This window comes from Pseudomonas sp. SMV71 (assembly GCF_052042015.1).
Taxonomy (GTDB): Bacteria; Pseudomonadota; Gammaproteobacteria; order Pseudomonadales; family Pseudomonadaceae; genus Aquipseudomonas.
Map to the genome: position 1 here is coordinate 1 of NZ_JBKGGU010000039.1, position 21,932 is coordinate 21,932.

23 protein-coding genes are annotated in these 21,932 nt (G+C 62.9%); 5 read left to right on the forward strand and 18 right to left on the reverse strand.

Annotated elements, in window-relative coordinates; genetic code table 11:
- Positions 1–116 precede the first annotated feature (116 nt).
- The 12 genes from lipA to ACLEJQ_RS25220 all read right to left on the reverse strand — a co-directional run bounded on the left by lipA (position 117) and on the right by ACLEJQ_RS25220 (position 11,689).
- Positions 117–1,139: a lipoyl synthase gene (gene lipA, locus ACLEJQ_RS25165; protein WP_440799630.1), complete on the reverse strand. Its 1,023-nt coding sequence runs from the start codon at positions 1,137–1,139 to the stop codon at positions 117–119.
- A gap of 1 nt (position 1,140) precedes the next feature.
- Positions 1,141–1,788, reverse strand: a complete 648-nt coding sequence (gene lipB / locus ACLEJQ_RS25170) for a lipoyl(octanoyl) transferase LipB (protein ID WP_440799633.1) — start codon at positions 1,786–1,788, stop codon at positions 1,141–1,143.
- Positions 1,788–2,063, reverse strand: a complete 276-nt coding sequence (locus ACLEJQ_RS25175; protein ID WP_107432461.1) for a DUF493 domain-containing protein — start codon at positions 2,061–2,063, stop codon at positions 1,788–1,790. The genes lipB and ACLEJQ_RS25175 overlap by 1 nt, the downstream gene beginning before the upstream one ends.
- 81 nt (positions 2,064–2,144) lie before the next feature.
- A complete protein-coding gene (locus tag ACLEJQ_RS25180) occupies positions 2,145–3,302 on the reverse strand; it encodes a D-alanyl-D-alanine carboxypeptidase family protein (RefSeq protein WP_440799637.1) in 1,158 nt (385 codons plus the stop codon).
- Between the two features lie 343 nt (positions 3,303–3,645).
- On the reverse strand, positions 3,646–4,671 hold the full coding sequence (locus tag ACLEJQ_RS25185; protein ID WP_440799640.1) for a septal ring lytic transglycosylase RlpA family protein: 1,026 nt from the start codon (positions 4,669–4,671) through the stop codon (positions 3,646–3,648).
- A complete protein-coding gene (mltB, locus tag ACLEJQ_RS25190; protein WP_440799643.1) occupies positions 4,671–5,681 on the reverse strand; it encodes a lytic murein transglycosylase B in 1,011 nt (336 codons plus the stop codon). The genes ACLEJQ_RS25185 and mltB overlap by 1 nt, the downstream gene beginning before the upstream one ends.
- 17 nt (positions 5,682–5,698) lie before the next feature.
- Positions 5,699–6,802, reverse strand: coding sequence for a rod shape-determining protein RodA (gene rodA / locus ACLEJQ_RS25195; protein WP_440799688.1), 1,104 nt, complete (start codon positions 6,800–6,802; stop codon positions 5,699–5,701).
- 31 nt (positions 6,803–6,833) lie between these two features.
- Positions 6,834–8,729 carry a penicillin-binding protein 2 gene (gene mrdA / locus ACLEJQ_RS25200; RefSeq protein WP_440799646.1) on the reverse strand — a complete coding sequence of 632 codons (1,896 nt, stop codon included), beginning with the start codon at positions 8,727–8,729 and terminating at the stop codon, positions 6,834–6,836.
- Positions 8,730–8,739: 10 nt separating this feature from the next.
- Complete coding sequence (rlmH, locus tag ACLEJQ_RS25205; protein WP_003185785.1) at positions 8,740–9,207, reverse strand: 23S rRNA (pseudouridine(1915)-N(3))-methyltransferase RlmH; 468 nt, start codon at positions 9,205–9,207, stop codon at positions 8,740–8,742.
- 9 nt (positions 9,208–9,216) lie between these two features.
- A complete protein-coding gene (gene rsfS / locus ACLEJQ_RS25210) occupies positions 9,217–9,642 on the reverse strand; it encodes a ribosome silencing factor (protein WP_053151789.1) in 426 nt (141 codons plus the stop codon).
- Between the two features lie 72 nt (positions 9,643–9,714).
- A complete protein-coding gene (gene nadD, locus ACLEJQ_RS25215; RefSeq protein ID WP_440799649.1) occupies positions 9,715–10,389 on the reverse strand; it encodes a nicotinate-nucleotide adenylyltransferase in 675 nt (224 codons plus the stop codon).
- A 28-nt stretch (positions 10,390–10,417) separates the two neighbouring features.
- Complete coding sequence (locus ACLEJQ_RS25220; protein WP_440799652.1) at positions 10,418–11,689, reverse strand: glutamate-5-semialdehyde dehydrogenase; 1,272 nt, start codon at positions 11,687–11,689, stop codon at positions 10,418–10,420.
- 391 nt (positions 11,690–12,080) lie between these two features.
- On the opposite strand from ACLEJQ_RS25220, the gene ACLEJQ_RS25225 reads away from it, so the two are divergent.
- Complete coding sequence (locus ACLEJQ_RS25225; RefSeq protein ID WP_440799655.1) at positions 12,081–12,761, forward strand: DNA-3-methyladenine glycosylase; 681 nt, start codon at positions 12,081–12,083, stop codon at positions 12,759–12,761.
- Between the two features lie 291 nt (positions 12,762–13,052).
- The gene (locus tag ACLEJQ_RS25230; protein WP_440799658.1) at positions 13,053–14,369 is read left to right on the forward strand and encodes a bifunctional DedA family/phosphatase PAP2 family protein; all 1,317 of its coding nucleotides are present in this window, start codon (positions 13,053–13,055) and stop codon (positions 14,367–14,369) included.
- A 143-nt stretch (positions 14,370–14,512) separates the two neighbouring features.
- Here the strand turns inward: ACLEJQ_RS25230 and ACLEJQ_RS25235 are convergent, their stop codons facing one another.
- From ACLEJQ_RS25235 to ACLEJQ_RS25245, 3 genes are read right to left on the reverse strand one after another with little or no spacing between them, the layout of a single operon-like run.
- Complete coding sequence (locus ACLEJQ_RS25235) at positions 14,513–15,103, reverse strand: LON peptidase substrate-binding domain-containing protein (protein ID WP_440799661.1); 591 nt, start codon at positions 15,101–15,103, stop codon at positions 14,513–14,515.
- 10 nt (positions 15,104–15,113) lie between these two features.
- Positions 15,114–15,830 carry an LrgB family protein gene (locus tag ACLEJQ_RS25240; RefSeq protein ID WP_440799664.1) on the reverse strand — a complete coding sequence of 239 codons (717 nt, stop codon included), beginning with the start codon at positions 15,828–15,830 and terminating at the stop codon, positions 15,114–15,116.
- Positions 15,827–16,192 (reverse strand): CidA/LrgA family protein, encoded by a 366-nt coding sequence (locus ACLEJQ_RS25245; RefSeq protein ID WP_440799667.1) that lies wholly within the window; start codon positions 16,190–16,192, stop codon positions 15,827–15,829. Before ACLEJQ_RS25245 ends, ACLEJQ_RS25240 begins: the two co-directional genes overlap by 4 nt.
- Before the next feature lie 192 nt (positions 16,193–16,384).
- Between ACLEJQ_RS25245 and ACLEJQ_RS25250 the strand changes: the two genes are divergently transcribed.
- The 3 genes from ACLEJQ_RS25250 to ACLEJQ_RS25260 all read left to right on the forward strand — a co-directional run bounded on the left by ACLEJQ_RS25250 (position 16,385) and on the right by ACLEJQ_RS25260 (position 19,330).
- On the forward strand, positions 16,385–16,840 hold the full coding sequence (locus ACLEJQ_RS25250) for a MaoC family dehydratase (protein WP_440799670.1): 456 nt from the start codon (positions 16,385–16,387) through the stop codon (positions 16,838–16,840).
- Positions 16,841–16,942: 102 nt separating this feature from the next.
- Entirely contained in the window at positions 16,943–18,661 is a 1,719-nt protein-coding gene (locus ACLEJQ_RS25255) for a C13 family peptidase (protein WP_440799673.1), read from the forward strand.
- 27 nt (positions 18,662–18,688) lie between these two features.
- Positions 18,689–19,330, forward strand: coding sequence for an oxidoreductase (locus ACLEJQ_RS25260; protein WP_440799676.1), 642 nt, complete (start codon positions 18,689–18,691; stop codon positions 19,328–19,330).
- Positions 19,331–19,555: 225 nt separating this feature from the next.
- Here the strand turns inward: ACLEJQ_RS25260 and ACLEJQ_RS25265 are convergent, their stop codons facing one another.
- The 3 genes from ACLEJQ_RS25265 to mpl are packed head-to-tail and all read right to left on the reverse strand — an operon-like array spanning position 19,556 to position 21,826.
- On the reverse strand, positions 19,556–19,840 hold the full coding sequence (locus ACLEJQ_RS25265; RefSeq protein ID WP_440799679.1) for a YceK/YidQ family lipoprotein: 285 nt from the start codon (positions 19,838–19,840) through the stop codon (positions 19,556–19,558).
- Entirely contained in the window at positions 19,833–20,480 is a 648-nt protein-coding gene (gene ubiX / locus ACLEJQ_RS25270; RefSeq protein WP_440799682.1) for a flavin prenyltransferase UbiX, read from the reverse strand. The genes ACLEJQ_RS25265 and ubiX overlap by 8 nt, the downstream gene beginning before the upstream one ends.
- On the reverse strand, positions 20,477–21,826 hold the full coding sequence (gene mpl, locus ACLEJQ_RS25275; protein ID WP_440799685.1) for a UDP-N-acetylmuramate:L-alanyl-gamma-D-glutamyl-meso-diaminopimelate ligase: 1,350 nt from the start codon (positions 21,824–21,826) through the stop codon (positions 20,477–20,479). The genes ubiX and mpl overlap by 4 nt, the downstream gene beginning before the upstream one ends.
- Positions 21,827–21,932 lie beyond the last annotated feature (106 nt).

The following is a 21,932-nucleotide window of genomic DNA, read 5'->3' on the forward strand; positions in this document are numbered from 1 at the left end:
GAAGCCTTTTTTGCTTACTTTTTTTGGCGTTTGAAAAAAAGTAAGTCGCCGTAAGGGCGAAACCGCCAGCCGCCATTACCGCAGCAACGGATCTGCCCCCCTAAAAAGCCGGCAAATCAGCCCCCCAACAACTCAGCCTTAACCAACTTCGCCTGCTCATCCGCATGATACGAAGACCGCACCAACGGCCCCGAAGCCACATTCTTGAACCCCATCTTGTACCCCTCCTCCGCAAACCACGCAAAGGTATCCGGATGCACAAACCGCTGCACCGGCAGGTGACTACGCGAAGGCTGCAGATACTGCCCCAGAGTCAGCATATCAATGTCATGTTCACGCATACGCTTCATGACCTCGATGACTTCCTCATCGGTTTCCCCCAGCCCCAGCATCAACCCGGACTTGGTCGGAACGTGCGGCATCATCTGCTTGAAGCGCTGCAACAGGGTCAGCGACCACTGGTAATCCGACCCCGGACGCGCAGCCTTGTACAGGCGTGGCACGGTTTCCAGGTTGTGGTTGAACACATCCGGCGGCTCGGCGGCGGTAATTTCCAGCGCGATGTCCATGCGGCCACGGTAGTCCGGCACCAGGGTTTCGAGCTGCACGTTCGGCGACAGCTTGCGGATTTCGCGGATGCAGTCAGCAAAGTGCTGGGCGCCGCCGTCACGCAGGTCGTCACGGTCAACCGAGGTGATCACCACGTAGCGCAGCTTCAGGTCGGCGATGGCGACGGCCAGGTTTTCCGGCTCGCTCGCGTCCAGAGGCTTTGGCCGGCCATGACCGACATCACAGAACGGGCAGCGACGGGTGCAGATGTCACCCATGATCATGAACGTGGCGGTGCCGCCGGAGAAGCACTCGCCCAGGTTCGGGCACGAAGCTTCTTCGCAGACGCTGTGCAGCTTGTGTTTGCGCAGCAGGGCCTTGATGCGGTCGACTTCCGGCGAAACCGGGATCCGCACGCGAATCCAGTCGGGTTTCTTCGGCAGTTCGGTGGTCGGGATGATCTTGACCGGGATGCGTGCAACCTTCTCGGCGCCGCGCAGCTTGACGCCGGCCTCGACCTTGGCACGTGGGGCCGGACGTTCGGTAACGTCCTGCGTCGGGATTACGGTTTGCACTGCGTCAGTAGTCATATCAGTCGATTCCGCCCGTGAGGGTCGTCTGCTCAGCATAGTCGAGGTGTTTGACGAGCTGCGCGCGCAGCCGGGCACTTACCTCGGCAAATTCAATCGGTCCTGTGTGATCGCGCAGCTGGGTCATTGCCAGCCCCGCGTAGCCACAGGGATTAATCCGTCGGAAAGGCGCAAGATCCATGTCCACGTTCAGCGCCAGGCCGTGAAACGAACAGCCATGGCGGATCCGCAGGCCCAGAGAGGCGATCTTCGCGCCGTCGACGTAGACCCCCGGCGCATCCGGCTTGGCCGCCGCTGCCACGCCATAACTGGCCAGCAGCTCGATCAGGCAGGTCTCCATCCGGGTGACCAGTTCGCGCACGCCAAACCCCAGCTTGCGCACGTCCAGCAGCAAATAAGCCACCAGTTGGCCAGGGCCATGGTAGGTCACCTGGCCGCCCCGGTCGACTTTCACGACCGGGATATCGCCCGGCATCAACAGGTGCTCGGCCTTGCCGGCCTGCCCCTGGGTGAACACCGAAGGGTGCTCCACCAGCCAGACTTCATCCTGGGCGCCGGTACCACGCTCGTTGGTGAAACGCTGCATGGCATGCCAGACCGGCTCGTAAGCCATCCGCCCCAGCTCGCGAAAGCCCAGCGTACCCGGCATCACAACACCATGTGCACGAAACCGGTGGCGCGCAGCTCGCTGTTGATGTCGTAGAGCTGTTCCTGGCCGGTGGCGATGATGTGGAGCTGGATCGTCGTGTACTTGCCGTTGGTGCTCTGGCGCTCGGCCAGGGACTTGAGATCAACGGTGGCGTGTTTTTCAAGGATCGCGATGATCTTGTCCTTGAAGCCCACGCCGGTGTCGCCAATCACCTTGATCGGGTAATCCGCGCAGGGAAACTCGATCTTGGGTGCCTTTACTTCAGAGTCTGTCATGGCGTAACGGCCTCGTAAGCCGTGGTAACGAACATGGCCCCGCGCCAGACCGGAACGGGGCCATGCAGGTCAACACTCGAATCAGTTGAACAAGCCGTAGAAGAATAGACGGATGCTATCCCACATGCGGCGGAAGATACCACCTTCCTCGACCGCGTCCAGCGCGATCAGGTCGGCGCTGTGCACCACTTTGTCGTCCAGTTTGACTTCGACTTTACCGATCACGTCGCCCTTGGCGATAGGAGCGGTCAGTTGCGGGTTCATGGTCATGCTGGCAGCGAGCTTCTTGAGCTGGCCTTTGGGCAAGGTCATGGTCAGGTCCTGGGCCAGGCCGGCCTTGACCTGGCTGCTGGTGCCCTTCCAGACCTGGGCCTGGGCCAGTTCGGTGCCCTTCTGGTAGAACGTCTGGGTTTCGAAGAAGCGGAAGCCGTAGGTCAACAGTTTCTGAGTCTCGGCGGCACGGGCCACTTCGCTGTTGGTGCCGAAGACCACGGCAATCAGGCGCATGCCGTCACGCACGGCCGAGGACACCATGCAATAACCAGCCTCTTCGGTATGACCGGTCTTCAGGCCGTCGACGGTCTTGTCGCGCCACAGCAGCAGGTTGCGGTTGGGTTGCTTGATGCCGTTCCAGAAAAATTCCTTCTGGGAGTAGATGGCATAGTGCGCCGGGTCTTCATGGATGATCGCCCGGGCCAGCAGCGCCATGTCGTGCGCCGACGAGTAGTGCTCGGGGTTCGGCAGGCCGGTGGGGTTCATGAAGTGGCTGTTGGTCATGCCCAGGTCGGCCACGGTCTTGTTCATCATGTCGGCGAACGCGTCTTCGCTGCCGGCGATATGCTCGGCCAACGCGACGCTGGCGTCGTTGCCGGACTGGATGATGATGCCATGCAGCAGGTCGCTGACGGTCACTTGCGAACCGACCTTGATGAACATCCGCGAACCGCCGGTGCGCCAGGCGTTTTCGCTGACGGTCACCGGATCGTTTTCACCGATCTGGCCGCGACGGATCTCCAGGGTCGCGATGTAGGCGGTCATCAGTTTGGTCAGGCTGGCCGGTGGCAGGCGCTGGTCACCGTTGTTCTCCACCAGCACTTCGCCGCTGCTGGCATCCATGAGCACAAAGGACTTGGCGGCCAGTTGAGGGGGCGCCGGCATCATTTCGACCGCGAACGCGGCAGGTGACAGCAGCAGCGGGACTAGCAGGCAAAGGCGTTTGGCAAAGGTGGTGATGTTCATCCGTCTCTCGAAATCGCTAATGGAAACTGCCCAAGGGCAATACTTGACAGGCAGCCTTCCTGGCTATGCCGATCAATCAAAAACAAGGCCTGCTCCGTATCCCGTGGCGAGGGAGCCTGCTCCCGCTGGAGTGCGAAGCGCTCCCTGAAAAGGAAGGGCCGCTCCGCAGCCCAGCGGGAGCAAGTTCCCTCGCCACAGGGGTTGTGCAGGACTTGACTGATCGGCAGTGACCTCTTGGCTGCCGCGTATTGTAGTTGCTCACTCACATCCCCTGCCGGGCTTTTTGTTATGCGTGGAGCCAACAACCTGACCCGCTCGAACCACAAGCGGGCCTTCAATCAAATCACTCGGCGGTGACCAGGCTCGGCGAACCGAGATTGGCCAGGCGCACGCTGTTCTGCACCTGCTGGACCTCACCCGGAGAACCGATCGGCCCCAGGCGTACCCGGTGCAGGGTCTGCTGGTTGCGCACGATCGAGCTGATGAACACCGGGGCGCTCACCATCGAGCTCAGCTTGGACCGTAGCAGCTCGGCAGCGTCCGGGTTGGCGAACGCGCCCACTTGCAGATACTGGCCAGACGCTGGTGCAGAAGCGTTTTTTTTTGCATCGATCTGCACCGGCAGCACGGCGGCGGCATGTTGCTGCGGCGGCGGTGTCCATTGCTCGACCGTCCCGGCAGACGCCGTCACGGTTGGCGCGGCATTTTGCGCCACTTTTGGCTCGTTGAGCATCAAAGGCGCCGGACGGCCACGCTGGGCCCACCATTCCTGCGGGTCGATGCCTTCGACCTTGACCCGCGCGGTGCCGATTTCAGCGTAACCGAGTTTTTTCGCCGCCGCATACGACAGGTCGATGATGCGGTCGGAATAGAACGGCCCCCGGTCATTGACCCGCAGGATCACGCTCTTGTTGTTGTCCAGGTTGGTCACCCGCACGTAGCTGGGCAACGGCAGCGTCTTGTGGGCCGCGCTCATGCCGTACAGATCGTAGACCTCGCCATTGGCGGTGTTCTGGCCGTGGAACTTGGTGCCGTACCAGGACGCGGTGCCCGAAGCGACGTAACGCTTGGAGTCGGCCATCGGGAAATAGGTCTTGCCCAGCACCGTGTACGGGTTGGCCTTGTAGGGCCCGGTGTGCAGGGTCGGCGTCGCGTCAGGAATGCGCGAGACGTCCACGTCCCACCACGGCGCGCCGTCCTTGTGGGCCCGGTTGATGTCCAGGCCCGGCATGGCGCGCACGGCGCTGGTGTTCTTCTGGGCCGGCGCGCGGTTGGTCGAACAACTGACGACCAGCAGCGACAGCGCGGCCAATGCCACGAGCTTGAGGGGCCTGGCTTTCAGGGGTTGATAGGTAGGCAATGCCCGCATTATTTGACGCCCCGTGCTTTGACCAGCTCTTCAGACAGTTGATATACGGCCATGGCGTACATCACGCTGCGGTTATAACGCGTAATCGCGTAGAAATTCTTCAGGCCCATCCAGTATTCGGGGCCCTGCTCGCCTTCCAGGCGCATCGCGGTGACCGGCATGTCGTCACGCAGCGCATCATGACTCGACCAGCCCAACGCCCGCAACTCCCCGACGGTTTTCGTCGGCTCGATGCCCTCGGTCAGGCCTTCGTCCACCTGGTCGCCACGCACGTCGGCACGGCTGACCACCGGCTGGCCGGCCTCCCAGCCGTGACGCTTGAAATAGCTGGCGACACTGCCGATGGCGTCGGTCGGGTTGTTCCAGATATTGATGTGGCCGTCGCCGTCGAAATCCACCGCGTAGGCGCGGAAGCTGCTGGGCATGAACTGCGGCAGGCCCATGGCGCCGGCGTAGGAGCCCTTGAGGGTCAGCGGGTCGACCTGCTCTTCCCGGGCCAATAGCAGGAACTCACGCAGTTCCTTGCGAAAGAACTCGGCGCGCGGCGGATAATCGAACCCCAGCGTCGACAGCGCATCGATCACCCGGAAATTACCGGTGTTGCGGCCAAAGAAGGTCTCGACGCCGATGATCGACACGATGACCTGGGCCGGCACGCCATATTCCTGCTCGGCGCGGGTCAGGGCCGCTTCGTGCTGTCGCCAGAAATCCACGCCCCGGGCGATACGCGCCTCGGTAATGAACATCGGCCGGTATTCATTCCACTGCTTGACGCGCTCGGCGGGCCGGGAGATTGCGTCCAGGATCGACTGCTTGCGCTCGGCCTCGCGGAACACCCCCATCAGCTGTTCACCGGCAAAACCGTAGTCGCGGGTCATCTCACCGACGAACTCGGCCACCTGCGGTGAGCCCTCGTATTCGCCGGCCCAGGCGTGCGATGCACCGCCCAACAACCCCACCAGGCCGATCCACGGCGCATGTCGCGTCGACCAGCCACGCATTGCTTGCATTGAACTCTTCACCTTATTCAAACCTGCGCGATCCACTTGCGATGGGTATGGATCGACATCAAAACCCCAAACGCTGACAGTAGTGTCACCAGCGAAGTTCCTCCATAGCTGATGAAGGGCAACGGCACGCCCACCACCGGCAACAGGCCACTGACCATACCGATGTTGACGAAAACATAAACAAAAAACGTCATGGTCAGGCTGCCGGCGAGCAATTTACCGAACAGCGTCTGGGCCTGCGCGGTAATCACCAGTCCCCGGCCGATCAACAGCAGGTAGATCAACAGCAACACGCAAATGCCTACCAGGCCGAACTCCTCGCCCATCACCGCGATGATGAAGTCGGTGTGGCTTTCCGGCAAAAAGTCCAGGTGCGACTGGGTGCCCATCAGCCAGCCCTTGCCGAACACCCCGCCAGAACCGATGGCGGCCTTGGACTGGATGATGTTCCAGCCGGTGCCCAGCGGATCGCTTTCCGGGTCGAGGAACGTCAGGACGCGCTGCTTCTGGTAGTCGTGCATCACGAAGTACCACATCGCCACCGATACCGGCACGGCGGCGGCGATCACGCTGAGGATCCAGCGCCAGCGCAGCCCGCCCATGAACAGCACGAAGGCGCCACCGGCCAGGATCAGCAGCGAAGTGCCGAGGTCTGGCTGACGGACGATCAGGATGAACGGGATGCCGATCAGCAACAGGCTGATGCACACGTGCTTGAGCTGCGGCGGCAAGGTGCGCTTGGACAGGTACCAGGCGATGGTCGCCGGCATGATGATCTTCAGGAATTCCGAAGGCTGGAAGCGAATCACCCCGGGGATGTTGATCCAGCGCGTGGCACCCATGGCGTTATGGCCCATGACGTCCACCACCACCAACAGGCCCACGCCGATCACATAGGCCAGCGGCACCCAGCGCGCCATGAACCGCGGTTCGAGCTGGGCGATGACGATCATCGACACCAGGCCGATGCCGAACGAACTGGCCTGCTTGGCCAGCAGGTCCCAGCTCTTGCCGCTGGCCGAATACAACACGAACAGGCTGCCGGCGGCCAGGATCAACAGCAGGATCAGCAGCGGGCCGTCGATGTGCATGCGCTGCAACAGGGTCGCCCGACGACGCATCACATCTTCGCTGGAGAGGATGCGGTCGAAATTATTCTTCACGGGCTGTGGCCTCCGCGGTGGTAGGGCTTGCGTACTCAGGCTTGAGCTGGCCGTGCTCATCCAGCAACCAGGCGTCCATGACCTGGCGGACCACCGGCGCGGCGACACCGGACCCCGATTCGCCGTTCTCGACCATCACGGCGACAACGATCTTCGGGTTGTCGGCCGGGGCAAATCCTACGAACAAAGCGTGGTCGCGGTGGCGTTCCTGGACTTTGGAGCGGTCGTATTTCTCGCCCTGCTTGATGGCGACGACCTGGGCGGTACCGCTCTTGCCGGCGATGCGGTAAGGCGAACCGATGGCGGCCTTGCGCGCCGTACCCCGTGCACCGTGCATCACCTGCTGCATGCCGTTGTTGACCTTCTGCCAGTCCGACGGGTTGTGCAGGATGATGTCCGGCATCGGGTGCGGGTCCACCGGCTTCTGGCCTTCGATGGTCTTGGCCAGGTGCGGGCGATACCACTTGCCCTTGCTCGCCACCAGGGCGGTGGCCTGGGCCAGTTGCAGCGGCGTTGCCTGCATGTAGCCCTGGCCGATCCCCAGGATCAGCGTTTCGCCGGGGAACCACGCCTGGCGTCGGGTCGCCCGTTTCCATTCCCGGGACGGCATCAGGCCGGGGGACTCTTCGAACATGTCCAGGGAGACTTTCTGACCGATGCCGAACTTGTTCATGTAGGACGACAACCGGTCGATCCCCAGCTTGTGCGCCAGGTCATAGAAGTAGGTGTCGTTGGAACGCATGATCGCCGTTTCCAGGTCCACATAGCCGTCGCCGGTACGGTTCCAGTTGCGGTACTTGTGGTCATAGTTGGGCAGCATGTAATAGCCAGGGTCGTAGACCCGGCTCGACGCGGTCACCACGCCAGCGTCCAACCCGGCGATCGCCACCGCCGGCTTGATGGTCGAGCCCGGTGGATAAAGGCCGCGCAGCACCCGGTTGAACAACGGCCGGTCGATGGAATCGCGCAACTCGGCGTAGGCCTTGAAGCTGATGCCGGTGACGAACAGGTTCGGGTCGAAGCTCGGCTGGCTGACCATCGCCAGCACCTCGCCGGTGGCCGGGTCCAGCGCCACCACCGCGCCACGACGCCCGCCCAAGGCAGCTTCGGCAGCCTCTTGCAGCTTGATGTCCAGGCTCAGGACGATGTCCTTGCCGGGGATCGGGTCGGTACGCTTGAGTACCCGCAACACCCGGCCACGGGCGTTGGTCTCGACTTCTTCGTAACCCACCTGACCGTGCAGTTCGGGCTCGTAGAAGCGCTCGATGCCGGTCTTGCCGATGTGGTGGGTGCCGCTGTAATTGACCGGGTCGAGGGTCTTGAGCTCTTTCTCGTTGATCCGTCCCATGTAGCCGACCGAATGAGCAAAGTGCGGCCCTTGGGGATAATGCCGCACCAACTGCGCCACCACCTCGACGCCGGGCAGGCGGAACTGGTTCACGGCGATCAGGGCGATCTGCTCTTCGGTCAGCTCGAACAGGATCGGCACCGGCTCGAACGGCCGTCGTCCCTGGCGCATGCGCTTCTCGAAGATCGCCCGGTCATCGGGTGTCAGTTGCAGCACTTCGACGATCACGTCGAGCACCTTCTGCCAGTCGCCGGAGCGCTCGCGGGTCATGCTCAGGCTGAAGCTGGGCCGGTTGTCGGCCACCACCACGCCATTGCGGTCGAAAATCAGCCCGCGGGTCGGCGGAATCGGCTGCACATGCACCCGGTTGTTTTCCGACAGGGTCGAGTGGTACTCGTACTGGATCACCTGCAGGAAATACAACCGTGCGATCAGCACGCCGATCAGCGTAACCACCGTTATGGCGCCGAACACGACGCGGCTACGCACCAGGCGGGCGTCTTTTTCGTGGTCCTTGATGCGGATCGGCTGAGGCATGAGGGCAGGATTACTTGTGGTAAGGGTGCCCGGACAGGACTGTCCAGGCACGGTACAGCTGTTCGCCGATCAGGATCCGCACCAGCGGGTGCGGCAGTGTCAATGGCGACAACGACCAGCGTTGGTCGGCCCGGGCACAGACTTCCGGCGCCAACCCTTCCGGGCCACCGACCATGAAATTGACCGTGCGCGAATCCAGCCGCCAGCGATCGAGTTCCACCGCCAGCTGCTCGGTGCTCCAGGGCTTGCCATGGACTTCCAGGGTGACGATGCGCTCGTTCGGCCCGACCTTGGCCAGCATGGCTTCGCCTTCCTGGCGGATGAAGCGCGCCACGTCGGCGTTCTTGCCACGGGTATTGAGCGGAATTTCCACCAGTTCCAGGGCCAGCTCGGACGGAAGACGCTTGGCATATTCATGCCAGCCTTCTTCCACCCATTTGGGCATGCGAGAACCGACGGCGATCAGGCGCAGTCGCACAGCGGTCCCTTATTGCTGGTCTTTGTTGAGCTTGGTGAAGTGCTCATGGGTGTTTTCCGGGCTGTGGTGACGGGCATCGGCCGCACGGCTCTGCTCGGCGCCGGCCCACAGGCGCTCCAGGTCATAGAACTGGCGGGCCGAGGCGGTCATCATGTGCACGATGGCGATGTCCAGATCCAGCAGCACCCAGTCGCTGTCGCCCTTGCCTTCTTCGCCCAGCGGCTTGAGGCCTTTCTTCTTCACTTCTTCGCGGACCTTTTCCAGCATCGCGTTGATCTGGCGATTGGAGGTACCGGTGGCGATGATCATGTAGTCGGTGATGCTTTGCTTCTCGCGAACATCCAGAACCTGGATGTCCTGGGCCTTCACGTCTTCCAGGGCATCGACGATCACTTTGACCATCGGGTTCTCGATTACTGCGTCTTTGTTCGTCATATAAAACTCGTTTTGCTCATGTGTTCGGGCGCTTGGTTACACGTTGATTCGTGTCGGCAAAGCACGCCTTGTTCAGTTCGACGCACGGTACAGTCCGTGCGCATCGATGTAGGCCAGGACCGCGTCGGGCACCAGGAAACGTACCGACTTACCGCTGGCCAGCAGTTGACGGATCTGGGTGGCGGATACCGCGAGCGGCGTCTGCCAGACGAATGCAATCTGTCCGCTCGGCCCCTTGAGGGCCAGCGGGTCGCTCACCGAGCGGGCCGCCAGCAGGTTGCGCAAGGCATCCGGCGGCTCGCTGTCGGCATCCGGGCGTTGCAGCACCAGGATGTGGCAATGCTGGAGCAACTCTTCCCAGCGATGCCAAGTGGGCAGGCCGCAAAACGCGTCCCAGCCCAGAAGCAGGAAAACCTGGGCATCTGCGGCGAGTTCCGCACGCATCAGCTCCAGGGTATCGATGGAGTAGGACGGTTTGTCCCGCTGCAATTCGCGGGCGTCCACCACCAGCGGCGCGACACCGGCCACCGCCCGCTCGACCATTGCCAGACGCTGCCGCGCCGACACCTGCGGCGCATTGCGATGCGGCGGCCTGGCGCTGGGCACCAGGCGCAGCTCATCGAGGCCCAGGGCGTCGGCGACTTCCAGCGCACCGCGCAAATGGCCAATGTGCACCGGGTCGAACGTGCCGCCCAGGATACCGATGCGCTTTGGCGCGGTGGTCGCCGTCACAGCGGTCTTAGTCACAGGGGCCCGTGGGTCGAGATCGCCCAAGTCAGGCCGGCTCCTGTCCGCGCAACTGGCCGTCGCCGACCACGATGTATTTCTCGCAGGTCAGGCCTTCGAGACCCACCGGGCCGCGAGCGTGCAGCTTATCAGTAGAAATGCCGATCTCGGCACCCAATCCGTATTCGAAACCGTCGGCGAAGCAGGTCGGGGTGTTGATCATCACCGAGGCCGAGTCTACTTCGGCAACGAAGCGCCGGGTTTCGCCCTGGTGCTCGCTGACAATCGAATCGGTGTGGTGCGAACCATGACGGTTGATGTGTTCGATGGCTTCATCCAGCCCATCGACCACGCGGATCGACAGGATCGGCGCCAGGTATTCGGTGTCCCAGTCTTCTTCGGTGGCCGCATTCGCCTCGATGATCGACCGGGTGCGCTCGCAACCGCGCAGCTCGACGCCTTTTTCGCGGAACTGGGCGGCCATCGACGGCAAAAATTGCTGCGCAACGGCCTGGTCCACCAGCAGGGTCTCCATCGCGCCGCAGATGCCATAGCGATAGGTCTTGGCGTTGAAGGCGATGCGCTGGGCTTTCGGCAGGTCGGCGTGGGCACTGACGTAGACGTGGCAGATGCCGTCCAGGTGTTTGATCACCGGCACGCGGGCGTCACGGCTGATCCGCTCGATCAGGCCCTTGCCACCGCGGGGCACGATGACGTCGACGAACTCGGGCATGCTGATCAGTGCACCGACGGCGGCGCGGTCGGTGGTCTCCACCACTTGCACCACGGCGGCCGGCAGATCGGCCTCGGCCAGACCGCGCTGGATGCAGGCGGCAATGGCGCGGTTGGAATGAATTGCCTCGGAACCGCCGCGCAGGATGGTCGCGTTACCCGACTTCAGGCACAGGCTCGCGGCGTCGATGGTCACGTTCGGCCGCGACTCGTAGATGATCCCGACCACGCCCAGGGGCACGCGCATCTTGCCGACCTGGATGCCCGACGGCCGGTAGCTCATGTCGCGGATCGCCCCGACCGGGTCCGGCAGTGCCGCGACCTGACGCAGACCGACGATCATGCCGTCGATGCGGGCCGGAGTCAGCGCCAGACGCTCGAGCATGGCCGGCTCCAGGCCATTGGCCCGGCCGGCGGCCAGGTCCAGTTCGTTGGCGGCGGACAACTCGGCGCGAGCGGCGTCCAGCGCATTGGCGGCGGCTTGCAGGGCGCGGTTTTTCTGCGCGGTGCTGGCACGGCCGATGATGCGCGACGCCTCGCGGGCAGCGCGACCCAGGCGGGTCATGTAGTCAAGAACGGACTCAGTCATGGTCTGTGTGGTCTTGGCGGTGAGGAAAGCGGCAGATTATAGCTGTCGTAACCCTCGACTAACAGCAGCAGCGACAGTCTGGCTGTACGCGGGTGACCGATGGGGCATGAAAATGGCGTAAAGCGAGCGATTGGAGCAAAGCCGATCCCTGTGGCGAGGGAGCTTGCTCCCGCTGGGGCGCGAAGCGGCCCGTTTTTTTTTGGCTGCTACGCAGCCCAGCGGGAGCAAGCTCCCTCGCCACAGTAAAGCTCATCCTTCACAACAAGCTCTCCGGCCTTAAAGACGCGCAACCTTTTAAGAAGCCCACCAGTCATAACGGCAAGCGTTCAGCCGTGATTAAGTTTTTCATTGCTATGATCGCGCTTCCCTTGGCCTCACTCCGTTTATCGACATGACCGATCTGCCTCGACCGCCAAACGCCCTGCCCCATTCGTTCTTTGATCGCGACGCCCAAGTGCTCGCCCGGGACCTGTTGGGCAAAGTCATCCGCCATAAGGTCGGCGACCTGTGGCTCAGCGCCCGGATCATCGAGACCGAGGCGTATTACTTCGCCGAAAAAGGCAGTCACGCCTCCCTGGGCTATACGGAAAAACGTAAGGCTTTGTTTCTGGATGGCGGACACATCTATATGTACTACGCCCGGGGCGGCGATTCGCTGAACTTCAGTGCCCAGGGCCCTGGCAATGCGGTGTTGATCAAATCGGCGTATCCGTGGGTCGACACGGTTTCCGGCCCGGCGAGCCTGGCGCAGATGCTGCTGAACAACCCCGACGCCCAGGGACGCCCGCGCACACCGCAAAAGCTCTGCGCCGGCCAGACTCTGCTGTGCAAGGCCCTGGGACTGAAAGTGCCGGAGTGGGACGCCAAACGCTTCGACCCCGAGCGCCTGCTGGTGGAAGATGTCGACGTGCCGACGGTCAATGTGATCCAGACCACCCGCCTGGGCATCCCATTGGGGCGGGACGAACACTTGCCCTACCGCTTCGTCGACGCCGCCTACGCCCCGTGGTGCACCCGCAACCCACTTCGACGGGGACAGGTCGAAGGCCGTGATTATTTTTTGCTGTCCTGATAACACCGCCGCCCCTTGTGGGAGCGGGCTTGCTCGCGAATGCGTCGGATCAGCAGAATTGATAGTGGCTGACACACCACTATCGTCGGAGCGCCGCCCAGAGCAGGCTCACTCCCACAATGGATCTTGGATGACCATGGATTTTCATTCACCTGCGAACCCTGTGGGAGCGAGCCTGCTCGCGATGGCGTCGGAACAGTAGAATCAGATGATAACTGGCACACCGCCATCGTCGGATCGCTCCCACCTGGCGCCTGGCGTAGCCGATGAATATTCAATGGAGTTGTCTTTATGGGCCCATGGCTCGATAGCATCACCGGTTGGTTGACCGTCAATCCGCAATGGCTGGCGGTGGCGGTGTTCATTGTCGCGTGCGTGGAGTGCCTGGCTATTGCCGGGTTGATCGTGCCGGGCACTGTGCTGTTGTTTGCCATAGCGGTGCTGGCCGGCAGCGGCGCGTTGTCACTGGGCGAGACACTGCTGCTGGGCCTGCTCGGGGGCTTGCTCGGGGACGGGGTGTCGTACTTTCTGGGGCGGCATTTCCACCAGAACATCCGGCGCCTGCCGGGGCTGCGGCATCATCCGGAATGGATGAGCGCGGCGGAAAACTATTTCCAGCGCTACGGCATCGCCAGCCTGCTGGTGGGGCGTTTTATCGGCCCACTGCGGCCGATGTTGCCGATGGTCGCCGGGATGTGCGACATGCCGTTCCCGCGCTTTGCCGCTGTCAGCGTGCTGGCCGCGTCCGGCTGGACCGTGGCGTACCTGCTGCCGGGCTGGGCCACCGGAGCAGCGTTCCGCCTGCCGCTACCCGAGGGTTTCTGGCCCCAGGCCGGTATCGTCATCGGCAGCATCGCGGTGATGATCGGGCTGAGCGTCAACAGCAGCATGCGCCGGCACCGGCACGCCGCGGCGTACATTGCCGGGCTGGGCCTGGTGATCCTGATCGGCCTGTTCCTCGGGTTTGGCTACCTGAGCGCCTTCGACCAGGGCCTGATGACCCTGGTCCAAGAACATCGCACCCCGGCGCTGGACGAAATCGCCGTGACCTTCACCCTGATCGGCGAATTCCGCAACATGCTGATCTTCAGCAGCCTGCTCACCGTTCTGCTGTTGCTGGCCCGCCAGTGGCGGCAGGCGATCTTCGCCGGGGGCACGATGTTGCTTACCTCCCTGGCTAACACCGGCAGCAAACACTTCTTCGCCCGCGTACGCCCGGAGATCCTCACCGACCCGCTGACCAGCTACAGCATGCCCAGCGGCCATGCTTCAGGCGCATTCGCGCTGTTCCTGAGCCTGGCCATCCTGGCCGGACGCGGACAACCGCCCCGCCTGCGCCTGACCTGGCTGTTGCTGGGTTGCCTGCCGGCCTTGGCGATTGCCCTGTCGCGGGTGTACCTGGGGGCGCATTGGCCGAGCGATGTAGTCGCCGGTGCCATGCTCGCCGCCTGCGTCTGCGCCGCCATGCTGTGGCTGAGCCAGCGCCCGGCCCCACTGCCGGCCATGCCGCCGAAAATCTGGTGGCTGATCCTGCCGGCGCTGGTAGCAGCGTTCAGTTTCTTTGCGTTGCGGCATTTGCCGCATGGGATGTTGAGGTATGCCTATTGAACACGGATTCATAAACACTGAAGCCCCCCTGTGGGAGCGAGCTTGCTCGCGATAACGCCTGCACAGTCAACATCACCGTCAACTGACACACCGCCATCGCGAGCAGGCTCGCTCCCACAGGGTCCAGCGGTTGCCCAGCGGTTTCAGGCAAACAACTCGCCCTGCAACTCATCGAGCAACGCCTGGATCGCATCCAGCCGCTGCTGCGGATCATCCAGTTGCAGCAGGTCGATCTTGTCCAGTTCATTGAACGGCAGCAGGTAAGCCAACTGATTGGCCAGCGACTGCTGCCCAGTCGCCTCGGTGCCCATGTTCAAGGCTTCGACCATCGGATGTTCGGCCAGGGCCTTGAGCAGCGCCACCAGATCAGCGTCCTCATCCTGTAGCGGCTGCTCCGGCTCTTCTTCCAGCCATTGCACTTCGGCGACGGTCAGTTGGTCGGCCTGGACGCTGCTGCTGTGCACGAGAAACCGCCGCCCGCCCTGCACCCGTATGCCCAGGAGGCCGTTGTCCTGCTGGGAAAAGTCAGTGATCAGTGCCTCGCAACCGACCCGCGCATAGCCGTCCGGCGCGATGCCGACTTCCTCGCCATCGAGAATGCAGACCACACCGAAGCCTTCGCCCTTTTTCATGCAGCGCCCGATCATGTCGAGGTAACGCGCCTCGAAAATCTGCAGATCCAGGATGCAACCGGGGAACAACACGGTGTTCAACGGGAAAAGCGGCAAACTCATAACCAGTTCCTTAAACGGTCATCGACACCACCAACGGCAGCAACACCGCCGTGGCCACGCCCATCAGACTCATCGCCAGCGCCGCAAACGCACCGGACTCTTCACTTTCCTGCAACGCCACGGACGTTCCCACGGCGTGGGCCGTGAGTCCCAGCGCCATGCCCCGAGCTTCGGGACTGTGGACCCCCAACCGATTCAGAATACCCGGCCCGAAAATCGCCCCAAGCACACCCGTGATCAACACGAACACCGCGGCCATGGCCGCCACGCCGCCAATCTGTTCGGCCACCAGCATGGCGATCGGCGAGGTCACGGACTTCGGCGCCATGGTCATCAGAATCATGTGGTCGGCGCCAAACGCCCAGCCCAGGACCACCGCCGAGCCCGTGGCAAACACCCCGCCTATCACCAGCGTAGTAAAAATCGGCCAGAACAATTGCCGGATCCGCCGCAGGTTCAGGTACAACGGCACCGCCAGGGCGACCGTGGCCGGGCCCAGGAGAATACTGAGGATCTCGGTGCTCTTGCGGTATTCCGCGTAGCTGATGCCGCAACTGACCAGCACGCCGATCAACAGCACCATCGACATCAGCACCGGTTGCAGGAACACCCAGCGGGTCTTTTCGAACGCCGCCAGCACCACCTGATAAGCGCCCAGGGTAATCCCGATGCCGAACAGCGGATGATGGATCACCGAGGCCCAGGCGCCCTGCCAGTCAAACATCATGGCGCGTCCTCCGCTGCCGGGGCATGGCGCCGAGCCAGGCGCTGCATCAGCACGCCGGTGAAGGCCATGGACAGCACCAGCGACAGCACCAGCGCGCCGACGATGGCCCAGAAGTCAGCGGCAATCGCCCGCGCATAGACCATCACCCCAACCGCCGGCGGCACCAGCAGCAACGGCAAGTAACGCAGCAGGCTGCCGGCGGCCAGGCTCAGCGGCTCGGCGACCTCGCCGCGAATGATCAGGTAACCCAGCAACAACAGCAGGCCGACGATGGGCCCGGGCAACACCGGCAGGAACAAATGATTGATCGCAGTGCCCAGCAATTGGAACAACACCAGCCAGGTCAGGCCCCGTAGCAACATCCGTTCTCCCCCCGCAACAGCTGTTCATTGAATGCGCCCGCATTATAAGCACGCCCGCGCTATGGTTCGGCATTCGTAAAAAGCATGGTCGATGACCTTCGTTGTCCGCCATGTTGATCTACAGTGGTTCTCCGGAGGCCGAGGCCGCCGCTCCCCAAAAAAAATAAAACCGATGAACCAAGGAGAGTCTCAATGCCCTATGTTCCCGTTGCAGAGCTCAAAGATTATGTCGGCAAGGAACTTGGACGTTCCGAATGGCTGACCATCGACCAGGACCGCATCAACCTGTTCGCCGAAGCCACAGGCGACTTTCAGTTCATCCACGTCGATCCGGTCAAGGCCGCGCAGACACCCTTCGGCAGCACCATCGCCCACGGGTTCCTGTCGCTGTCGCTGATGCCCAAGCTGATGGAAGACATCCTGATCCTGCCCGAGGGCGTGAAGATGGTGGTCAACTACGGGCTGGACAGCGTGCGCTTCATCCAGCCGGTGAAGGTCGATTCCAAAGTCCGGCTCAAGGTAGACCTGGTGGACGTCACCGAGAAAAAACCCGGCCAATGGCTGCTCAAGGCCACCGCCACGCTGGAAATCGAAGGCTCGGAAAAACCGGCCTACATCGCCGAGCCGCTGTCGCTCTGCTTCGTGTAAACCTGGGCGGAAGCGAAGCCGCTCAGGCAGTTTCGCACCGCTTCTCTATATCCAGAAGGCTCGGCTGCGGCATACTCGTGGCCTGATTACCTGGATCCCGTTATGCGCTTACTCGTCCCCTTGACCCTGACCCTGTTGCTCACCGCCTGTGGCGACGGCGAATCACCGCTGCCTCCCGACGCGCGCCTGCCCGACGGCGGACGCTATCGCGGTGACCTGGTGGACGGCTTGCTGCAAGGCCAGGGGCGCATCGATTACCCCAATGGCAGCTGGTACGCCGGGCAGTTCGACAAGGGCCAGTGGCACGACACCGGGGAATGGCATGGCAGCAATGGCGAGGTCTATCGCGGCCAGTTCCAGCATGGCCTGTTCCACGGCCAGGGCAGCCTGACCACGCCGACCAGCAGCTACACCGGCGGTTTCAAGCAAGGCCGGCGCGACGGCGAAGGCACGCTCAAGGAAAACGGCGTGACCTACCGTGGTGAATTCAAGGCCGACCGCTACTCGGGGCTCGGACGCCTGGAGCTTGCCGACGGCAGCCAATACCAGGGCCCATTCGTCAACGGCAAGCCCAACGGCGAGGGCCAGCGCTTCGATGCCGCCGGCAACCAGTTTACCGGGCATTTTGTCGATGGACAGCTGCAGGGCAAGGGTACCTTCAACAGTGCCGAAGGCGACGTCTACGTCGGCGGCTTCAAGGACAACCAGCTCAACGGGCGCGGGCGCTACGAAAACGCCGATGGCGATGTCTGGATCGGCCAGTTCAAGGACGGCGCACTCACCGGCAAGGGCGAGCTGACCGGTGCCGATGGCAGCCATTACATCGGCCATTTCAATGAATGGCGCTTCACTGGCCAGGGTCGTCTGAACCTGCCTGACGGCAGTTTCTATGTCGGCAGCTTCGAAAACGACGCCTACAACGGGCGCGGAACCCTGGTGCTGACCGACGGCACCGTGCAGGACGGCACTTGGGCCAACGGCCAACGGGTGCGCGACGCAAATGGCCGGCTGTTGCCGGACGTGCTGGAACTCGGCCTGCTGGCCCAGGGCCGGCTGCTGGACGAAGCCCTCGCCAATATCCCGGCCTCAACGCCTGCCGTGGAACTGTACAGCCTGACCCTGGGCGGCGACGGCAAGCAGAGCGTGTTCCTGCGCGAATCCGACTATGTCGCCAACATGCTCGCCAGCCGCTTCGGCGCATTCGGGCAGATCCGCCTGGTGAACCACCGCGATCACCTCGGCGACCGGCCCATGGCCAGCCGCGAAACCCTGCGCCGTGCCGTCGCCACCCTGGCCGAACGCAGCGGTCCGGAAGACCTGGTGTTCATCTACCTGACCAGCCATGGCACCAGCGAGCACGAACTGGTGCTCGACCAGCCGCGCATGGAACTGGCCGACCTGCCCGCCGATGAACTGGCTGCGGTCCTGGCGCCGCTGAAAAATCGCGACAAGATCGTGGTGATCTCGGCGTGCTACTCCGGTGGTTTCATCCCGGCGCTCAAGGATGAACGCACGCTGATCATGACCGCCTCGCGGGCCGACCGGGTGTCCTTCGGTTGCTCCGAAGAAGCCAACTTCACCTACTTCGGCGACGCCCTGTTTGCCCAGGCGCTGAACCAGACCGACGATTTGGAACAGGCCTTCAAGCGCGCCAAGGCCACCGTGGCCGAGCGGGAGCAGGCGGATAATTTCGAAGCCTCTGAACCGCAGATCTGGGCTCCCCGGACGGTGGTTTCCCACTGGCAGTTGCTGCGCAAGCAGCAGGCACGCAAAGCATTACAAAGCACTGCATTGAACGACGAGGCCATAAAGAGCAACTAAGCTGAACTGTATCAAGGGGGAAACACTATGTACTTGACGCCTCAGCATGTTTTGCTCGCCGGTGCGACCGGACTGACCGGGGAACATCTGCTGGATCGGCTACTTAACGAGCCGACCATCACCCGGGTCCTGGCACCTTCACGCCGACCATTGGCCGAACACCCGCGCCTGGAAAATCCGGTTGGGGAACCGGCTCAGGTTTTGCCGCAACTCAGTGGTCAGGTGGATATCGCCTTCTGCTGCCTGGGAACGACCATCAAGAAGGCCGGCTCCGAACAAGCCTTTCGGGCCGTGGACCTGGAGCTGGTCGTGGCCTTTGCCAAGCGCGCCCGGGAGCTGGGGGCGCGGCACCTGATCGCCATCAGCGCCCTTGGGGCGGACGCGCAGTCGTCGATCTTCTACAACCGGGTCAAGGGCGAGATGGAGGCGGCGCTGAAAAGCCAGGACTGGCCGCAACTGACCCTCTGCCGCCCTTCCCTGCTGCTGGGCGAACGCGTCGAACCGCGCCTGGCCGAGCAATTGGCCGGGCCGCTGTCGAAACTGATCCCGGGCAAATACCACGGCATCGAAGCCTGCCAACTGGCCCGCGCCATGTGGCGCCTGGCGCTGGAGGAGCAGGACGGGGTGCGGGTGGTGGAGTCGGATGAGTTGCGTAAGTTGGGTAAGTGATTCTGTAGTGCCTGACAGGCCGCCACTACCCAACCTCAGCCAAACACAGCCCCTTTGTGGCGAGGGAGCTTGCTCCCGCCGGGACGGTCCGACGCCTCGGGCGAAGCGGCCCCAGGATCTTTTGTTGAGCCCGGAACGCGACTGCTGCGCAGTCGAGCGGGAGCAAGCTCCCTCGCCACAGGATGCTCATTACACCCCAAGTCCAAAGCAATCGCGCAGGCTCAGTTACATCCCACCCGTCGCCTGAAACCCCACCCCCGTCGCCGTAAACAACGACAACGGCAACAACAAGGTGTCGAGCAATGCACTGCCCGGCAGATCAACCCCAGGATAGCTCGGGGCCTCGGCGCCGAAGCGGTCCTTGGCGCAGCAGCCGCCATTGAGGGCGTAGAGGTCAAGGCGCGTCCCGGCGTACACCACCGGCGCGCCAGGCTTGGCGGCGTCGAGGGTGCGGGCGGTGGCGCAGCCGGTCAGTTGCAGCGCCAGCAGTACCAACAGCAGCTTATTCATCGCTGCTCAAATGATGCTCGCCCCAGCGCGGCAGCATGTCCTGGGGGATGTTCAGCAGATTGAGAATCCGCGCCACCACAAAATCGATCAGGTCATCGATGGTCTGCGGCTGGTGATAAAACCCCGGCGAGGCCGGCAGGATGGTCACGCCCATGTTCGACAGCTTGAGCATGTGCTCCAGATGAATGCTCGAATACGGCGCTTCCCGTGGCACCAGGATCAACTGCCGGCGCTCCTTGAGCGTGACGTCCGCCGCCCGTTCGATCAGGTTGTTGCAGGCCCCGGTGGCAATCGCCGACAGCGTGCCGGTGGAACACGGCACCACCACCATCGCCGCCGGCGCGCCGGAGCCCGAGGCCACGGGCGACATCCAGTCTTCCTTGCCGTACACCCGGATCTGCCCTGCTGCCGCTCCCGTGTACTCGGTGAGGAACGCCTGCATCATCTGAGTCTTGGGCGGCAGGGTGACGTCGGTTTCCGTCGCCATCACCAGTTGCGCTGCCTTGGAAATCAGGAAGTGCACCTCGCGGTCTTCCCGCACCAGGCAATCGAGCAGGCGCAAGCCGTACTGGGCGCCGGACGCCCCGGTCATCGCCAGGGTGATGCGTTCGGGGCCATTGCTCTCCAAACGAGTGTTCATTTCAGCGCCTCGGCCAACTTGCCGTGCAGGCCGCCGAAGCCGCCGTTGCTCATAATCACCACATGGGTGCCGGGCTGGGCCTGGCTCTTCACGCGCTCGATGATGCCTTCCAACGAATCGCTGACAATCGCTGGCACACTGCACAGCGCGGCAGTCGCGCCCAGGTCCCAGCCGAGGTTGGCCGGTGCGTACCAGATCACTTGATCGGCATCCACCACGCTTTCCGGCAGACCGTCACGGTGGGCACCCAGCTTCATTGAATTGGAACGCGGCTCGATGATGGCAATCAGCGGCGCGTCGCCGATGCGCTTGCGCAAACCGTCGAGGGTGGTGGCGATGGCGGTCGGGTGGTGGGCGAAGTCGTCATAGATGGTGATGCCGCGCACTTCGGCGACTTTTTCCATGCGACGCTTGACGCTCTTGAACGCGCTCAACGCGGCGATGCCCATGGACGGCACGACGCCGACATGTCGGGCCGCCGCCAGGGTTGCCAGGGCGTTGGCGACGTTATGCTGGCCGGTCAGTTCCCATTCGACTACGCCTTGGGACACGCCCTCGAACATCACCTCGAACTGCGAACCGTCGTCCTTGAGCAGTTTCACCTGCCATTGCCCACCGGCGCCGGTGGTCTGCACCGGGGTCCAGCAGCCCATCTCGATCACCCGCTGCAAGGCCGGTTCGGTGGTCGGATGGATCACCAGGCCTTCGCTTGGGATCGTGCGGACAAGGTGGTGGAATTGCCGCTCGATGGCCGGTAGATCCGGAAAGATGTCGGCGTGATCATATTCAAGGTTGTTGAGGATCGCCGTGCGTGGGCGGTAATGGACGAATTTCGAGCGTTTGTCGAAAAACGCGCTGTCGTATTCGTCGGCCTCGATCACGAAAAACGGCGTGCCACCCAGGCGCGCCGACACCGAGAAGTTCTGCGGCACACCGCCGATCAAGAAGCCCGGGCTCATGTCGGCGTGTTCCAGCACCCAGGCGAGCATGCTGCTGGTGGTCGTCTTGCCGTGGGTACCGGCCACGGCCAGGACCCAACGGCCCTGCAACACATGATCGGCCAGCCACTGCGGCCCGGACACATAGGGCAGGCCCTTGTTCAGTACGTACTCCACCGCCGGGTTGCCGCGGGACATGGCATTACCGATGACCACCAGGTCCGGCGCCGGATCCAACTGCGCCGGGTCATAGCCCTGGGTCAGCTCGATGCCTTGGGCCTCCAGCTGCGTGCTCATCGGCGGGTAGACGTTGGCGTCGGACCCGGTCACATGATGGCCCAGCTCCTTGGCCAGAACCGCCATCGAACCCATGAAAGTGCCGCAAATACCGAGAATATGGATGTGCATAGTCGACCTCGTAAAACATGGCCGCAGGTTAGCGTAGGGAGGGGGAAATCGCACCCTTTGTATTCGGAGTTGCCTGCTGTTCACAGGCAATGGATACCACCGATCC

Coding starts and splice junctions, on each gene's coding strand:
- lipA (WP_440799630.1), bottom strand. CDS start 1,139: ATGACTACTGACGCAGTGCAAACCGTAATCCCGACGCAGGACGTTACC.
- lipB (WP_440799633.1), bottom strand. CDS start 1,788: ATGCCGGGTACGCTGGGCTTTCGCGAGCTGGGGCGGATGGCTTACGAG.
- ACLEJQ_RS25175 (WP_107432461.1), bottom strand. CDS start 2,063: ATGACAGACTCTGAAGTAAAGGCACCCAAGATCGAGTTTCCCTGCGCG.
- ACLEJQ_RS25180 (WP_440799637.1), bottom strand. CDS start 3,302: ATGAACATCACCACCTTTGCCAAACGCCTTTGCCTGCTAGTCCCGCTG.
- ACLEJQ_RS25185 (WP_440799640.1), bottom strand. CDS start 4,671: ATGCGGGCATTGCCTACCTATCAACCCCTGAAAGCCAGGCCCCTCAAG.
- mltB (WP_440799643.1), bottom strand. CDS start 5,681: ATGCAAGCAATGCGTGGCTGGTCGACGCGACATGCGCCGTGGATCGGC.
- rodA (WP_440799688.1), bottom strand. CDS start 6,802: ATGCGTCGTCGGGCGACCCTGTTGCAGCGCATGCACATCGACGGCCCG.
- mrdA (WP_440799646.1), bottom strand. CDS start 8,729: ATGCCTCAGCCGATCCGCATCAAGGACCACGAAAAAGACGCCCGCCTG.
- rsfS (WP_053151789.1), bottom strand. CDS start 9,642: ATGACGAACAAAGACGCAGTAATCGAGAACCCGATGGTCAAAGTGATC.
- ACLEJQ_RS25220 (WP_440799652.1), bottom strand. CDS start 11,689: ATGACTGAGTCCGTTCTTGACTACATGACCCGCCTGGGTCGCGCTGCC.
- ACLEJQ_RS25225 (WP_440799655.1), top strand. CDS start 12,081: ATGACCGATCTGCCTCGACCGCCAAACGCCCTGCCCCATTCGTTCTTT.
- ACLEJQ_RS25230 (WP_440799658.1), top strand. CDS start 13,053: ATGGGCCCATGGCTCGATAGCATCACCGGTTGGTTGACCGTCAATCCG.
- ACLEJQ_RS25235 (WP_440799661.1), bottom strand. CDS start 15,103: ATGAGTTTGCCGCTTTTCCCGTTGAACACCGTGTTGTTCCCCGGTTGC.
- ACLEJQ_RS25240 (WP_440799664.1), bottom strand. CDS start 15,830: ATGATGTTTGACTGGCAGGGCGCCTGGGCCTCGGTGATCCATCATCCG.
- ACLEJQ_RS25245 (WP_440799667.1), bottom strand. CDS start 16,192: ATGTTGCTACGGGGCCTGACCTGGCTGGTGTTGTTCCAATTGCTGGGC.
- ACLEJQ_RS25250 (WP_440799670.1), top strand. CDS start 16,385: ATGCCCTATGTTCCCGTTGCAGAGCTCAAAGATTATGTCGGCAAGGAA.
- ACLEJQ_RS25255 (WP_440799673.1), top strand. CDS start 16,943: ATGCGCTTACTCGTCCCCTTGACCCTGACCCTGTTGCTCACCGCCTGT.
- ACLEJQ_RS25260 (WP_440799676.1), top strand. CDS start 18,689: ATGTACTTGACGCCTCAGCATGTTTTGCTCGCCGGTGCGACCGGACTG.
- ACLEJQ_RS25265 (WP_440799679.1), bottom strand. CDS start 19,840: ATGAATAAGCTGCTGTTGGTACTGCTGGCGCTGCAACTGACCGGCTGC.
- ubiX (WP_440799682.1), bottom strand. CDS start 20,480: ATGAACACTCGTTTGGAGAGCAATGGCCCCGAACGCATCACCCTGGCG.
- mpl (WP_440799685.1), bottom strand. CDS start 21,826: ATGCACATCCATATTCTCGGTATTTGCGGCACTTTCATGGGTTCGATG.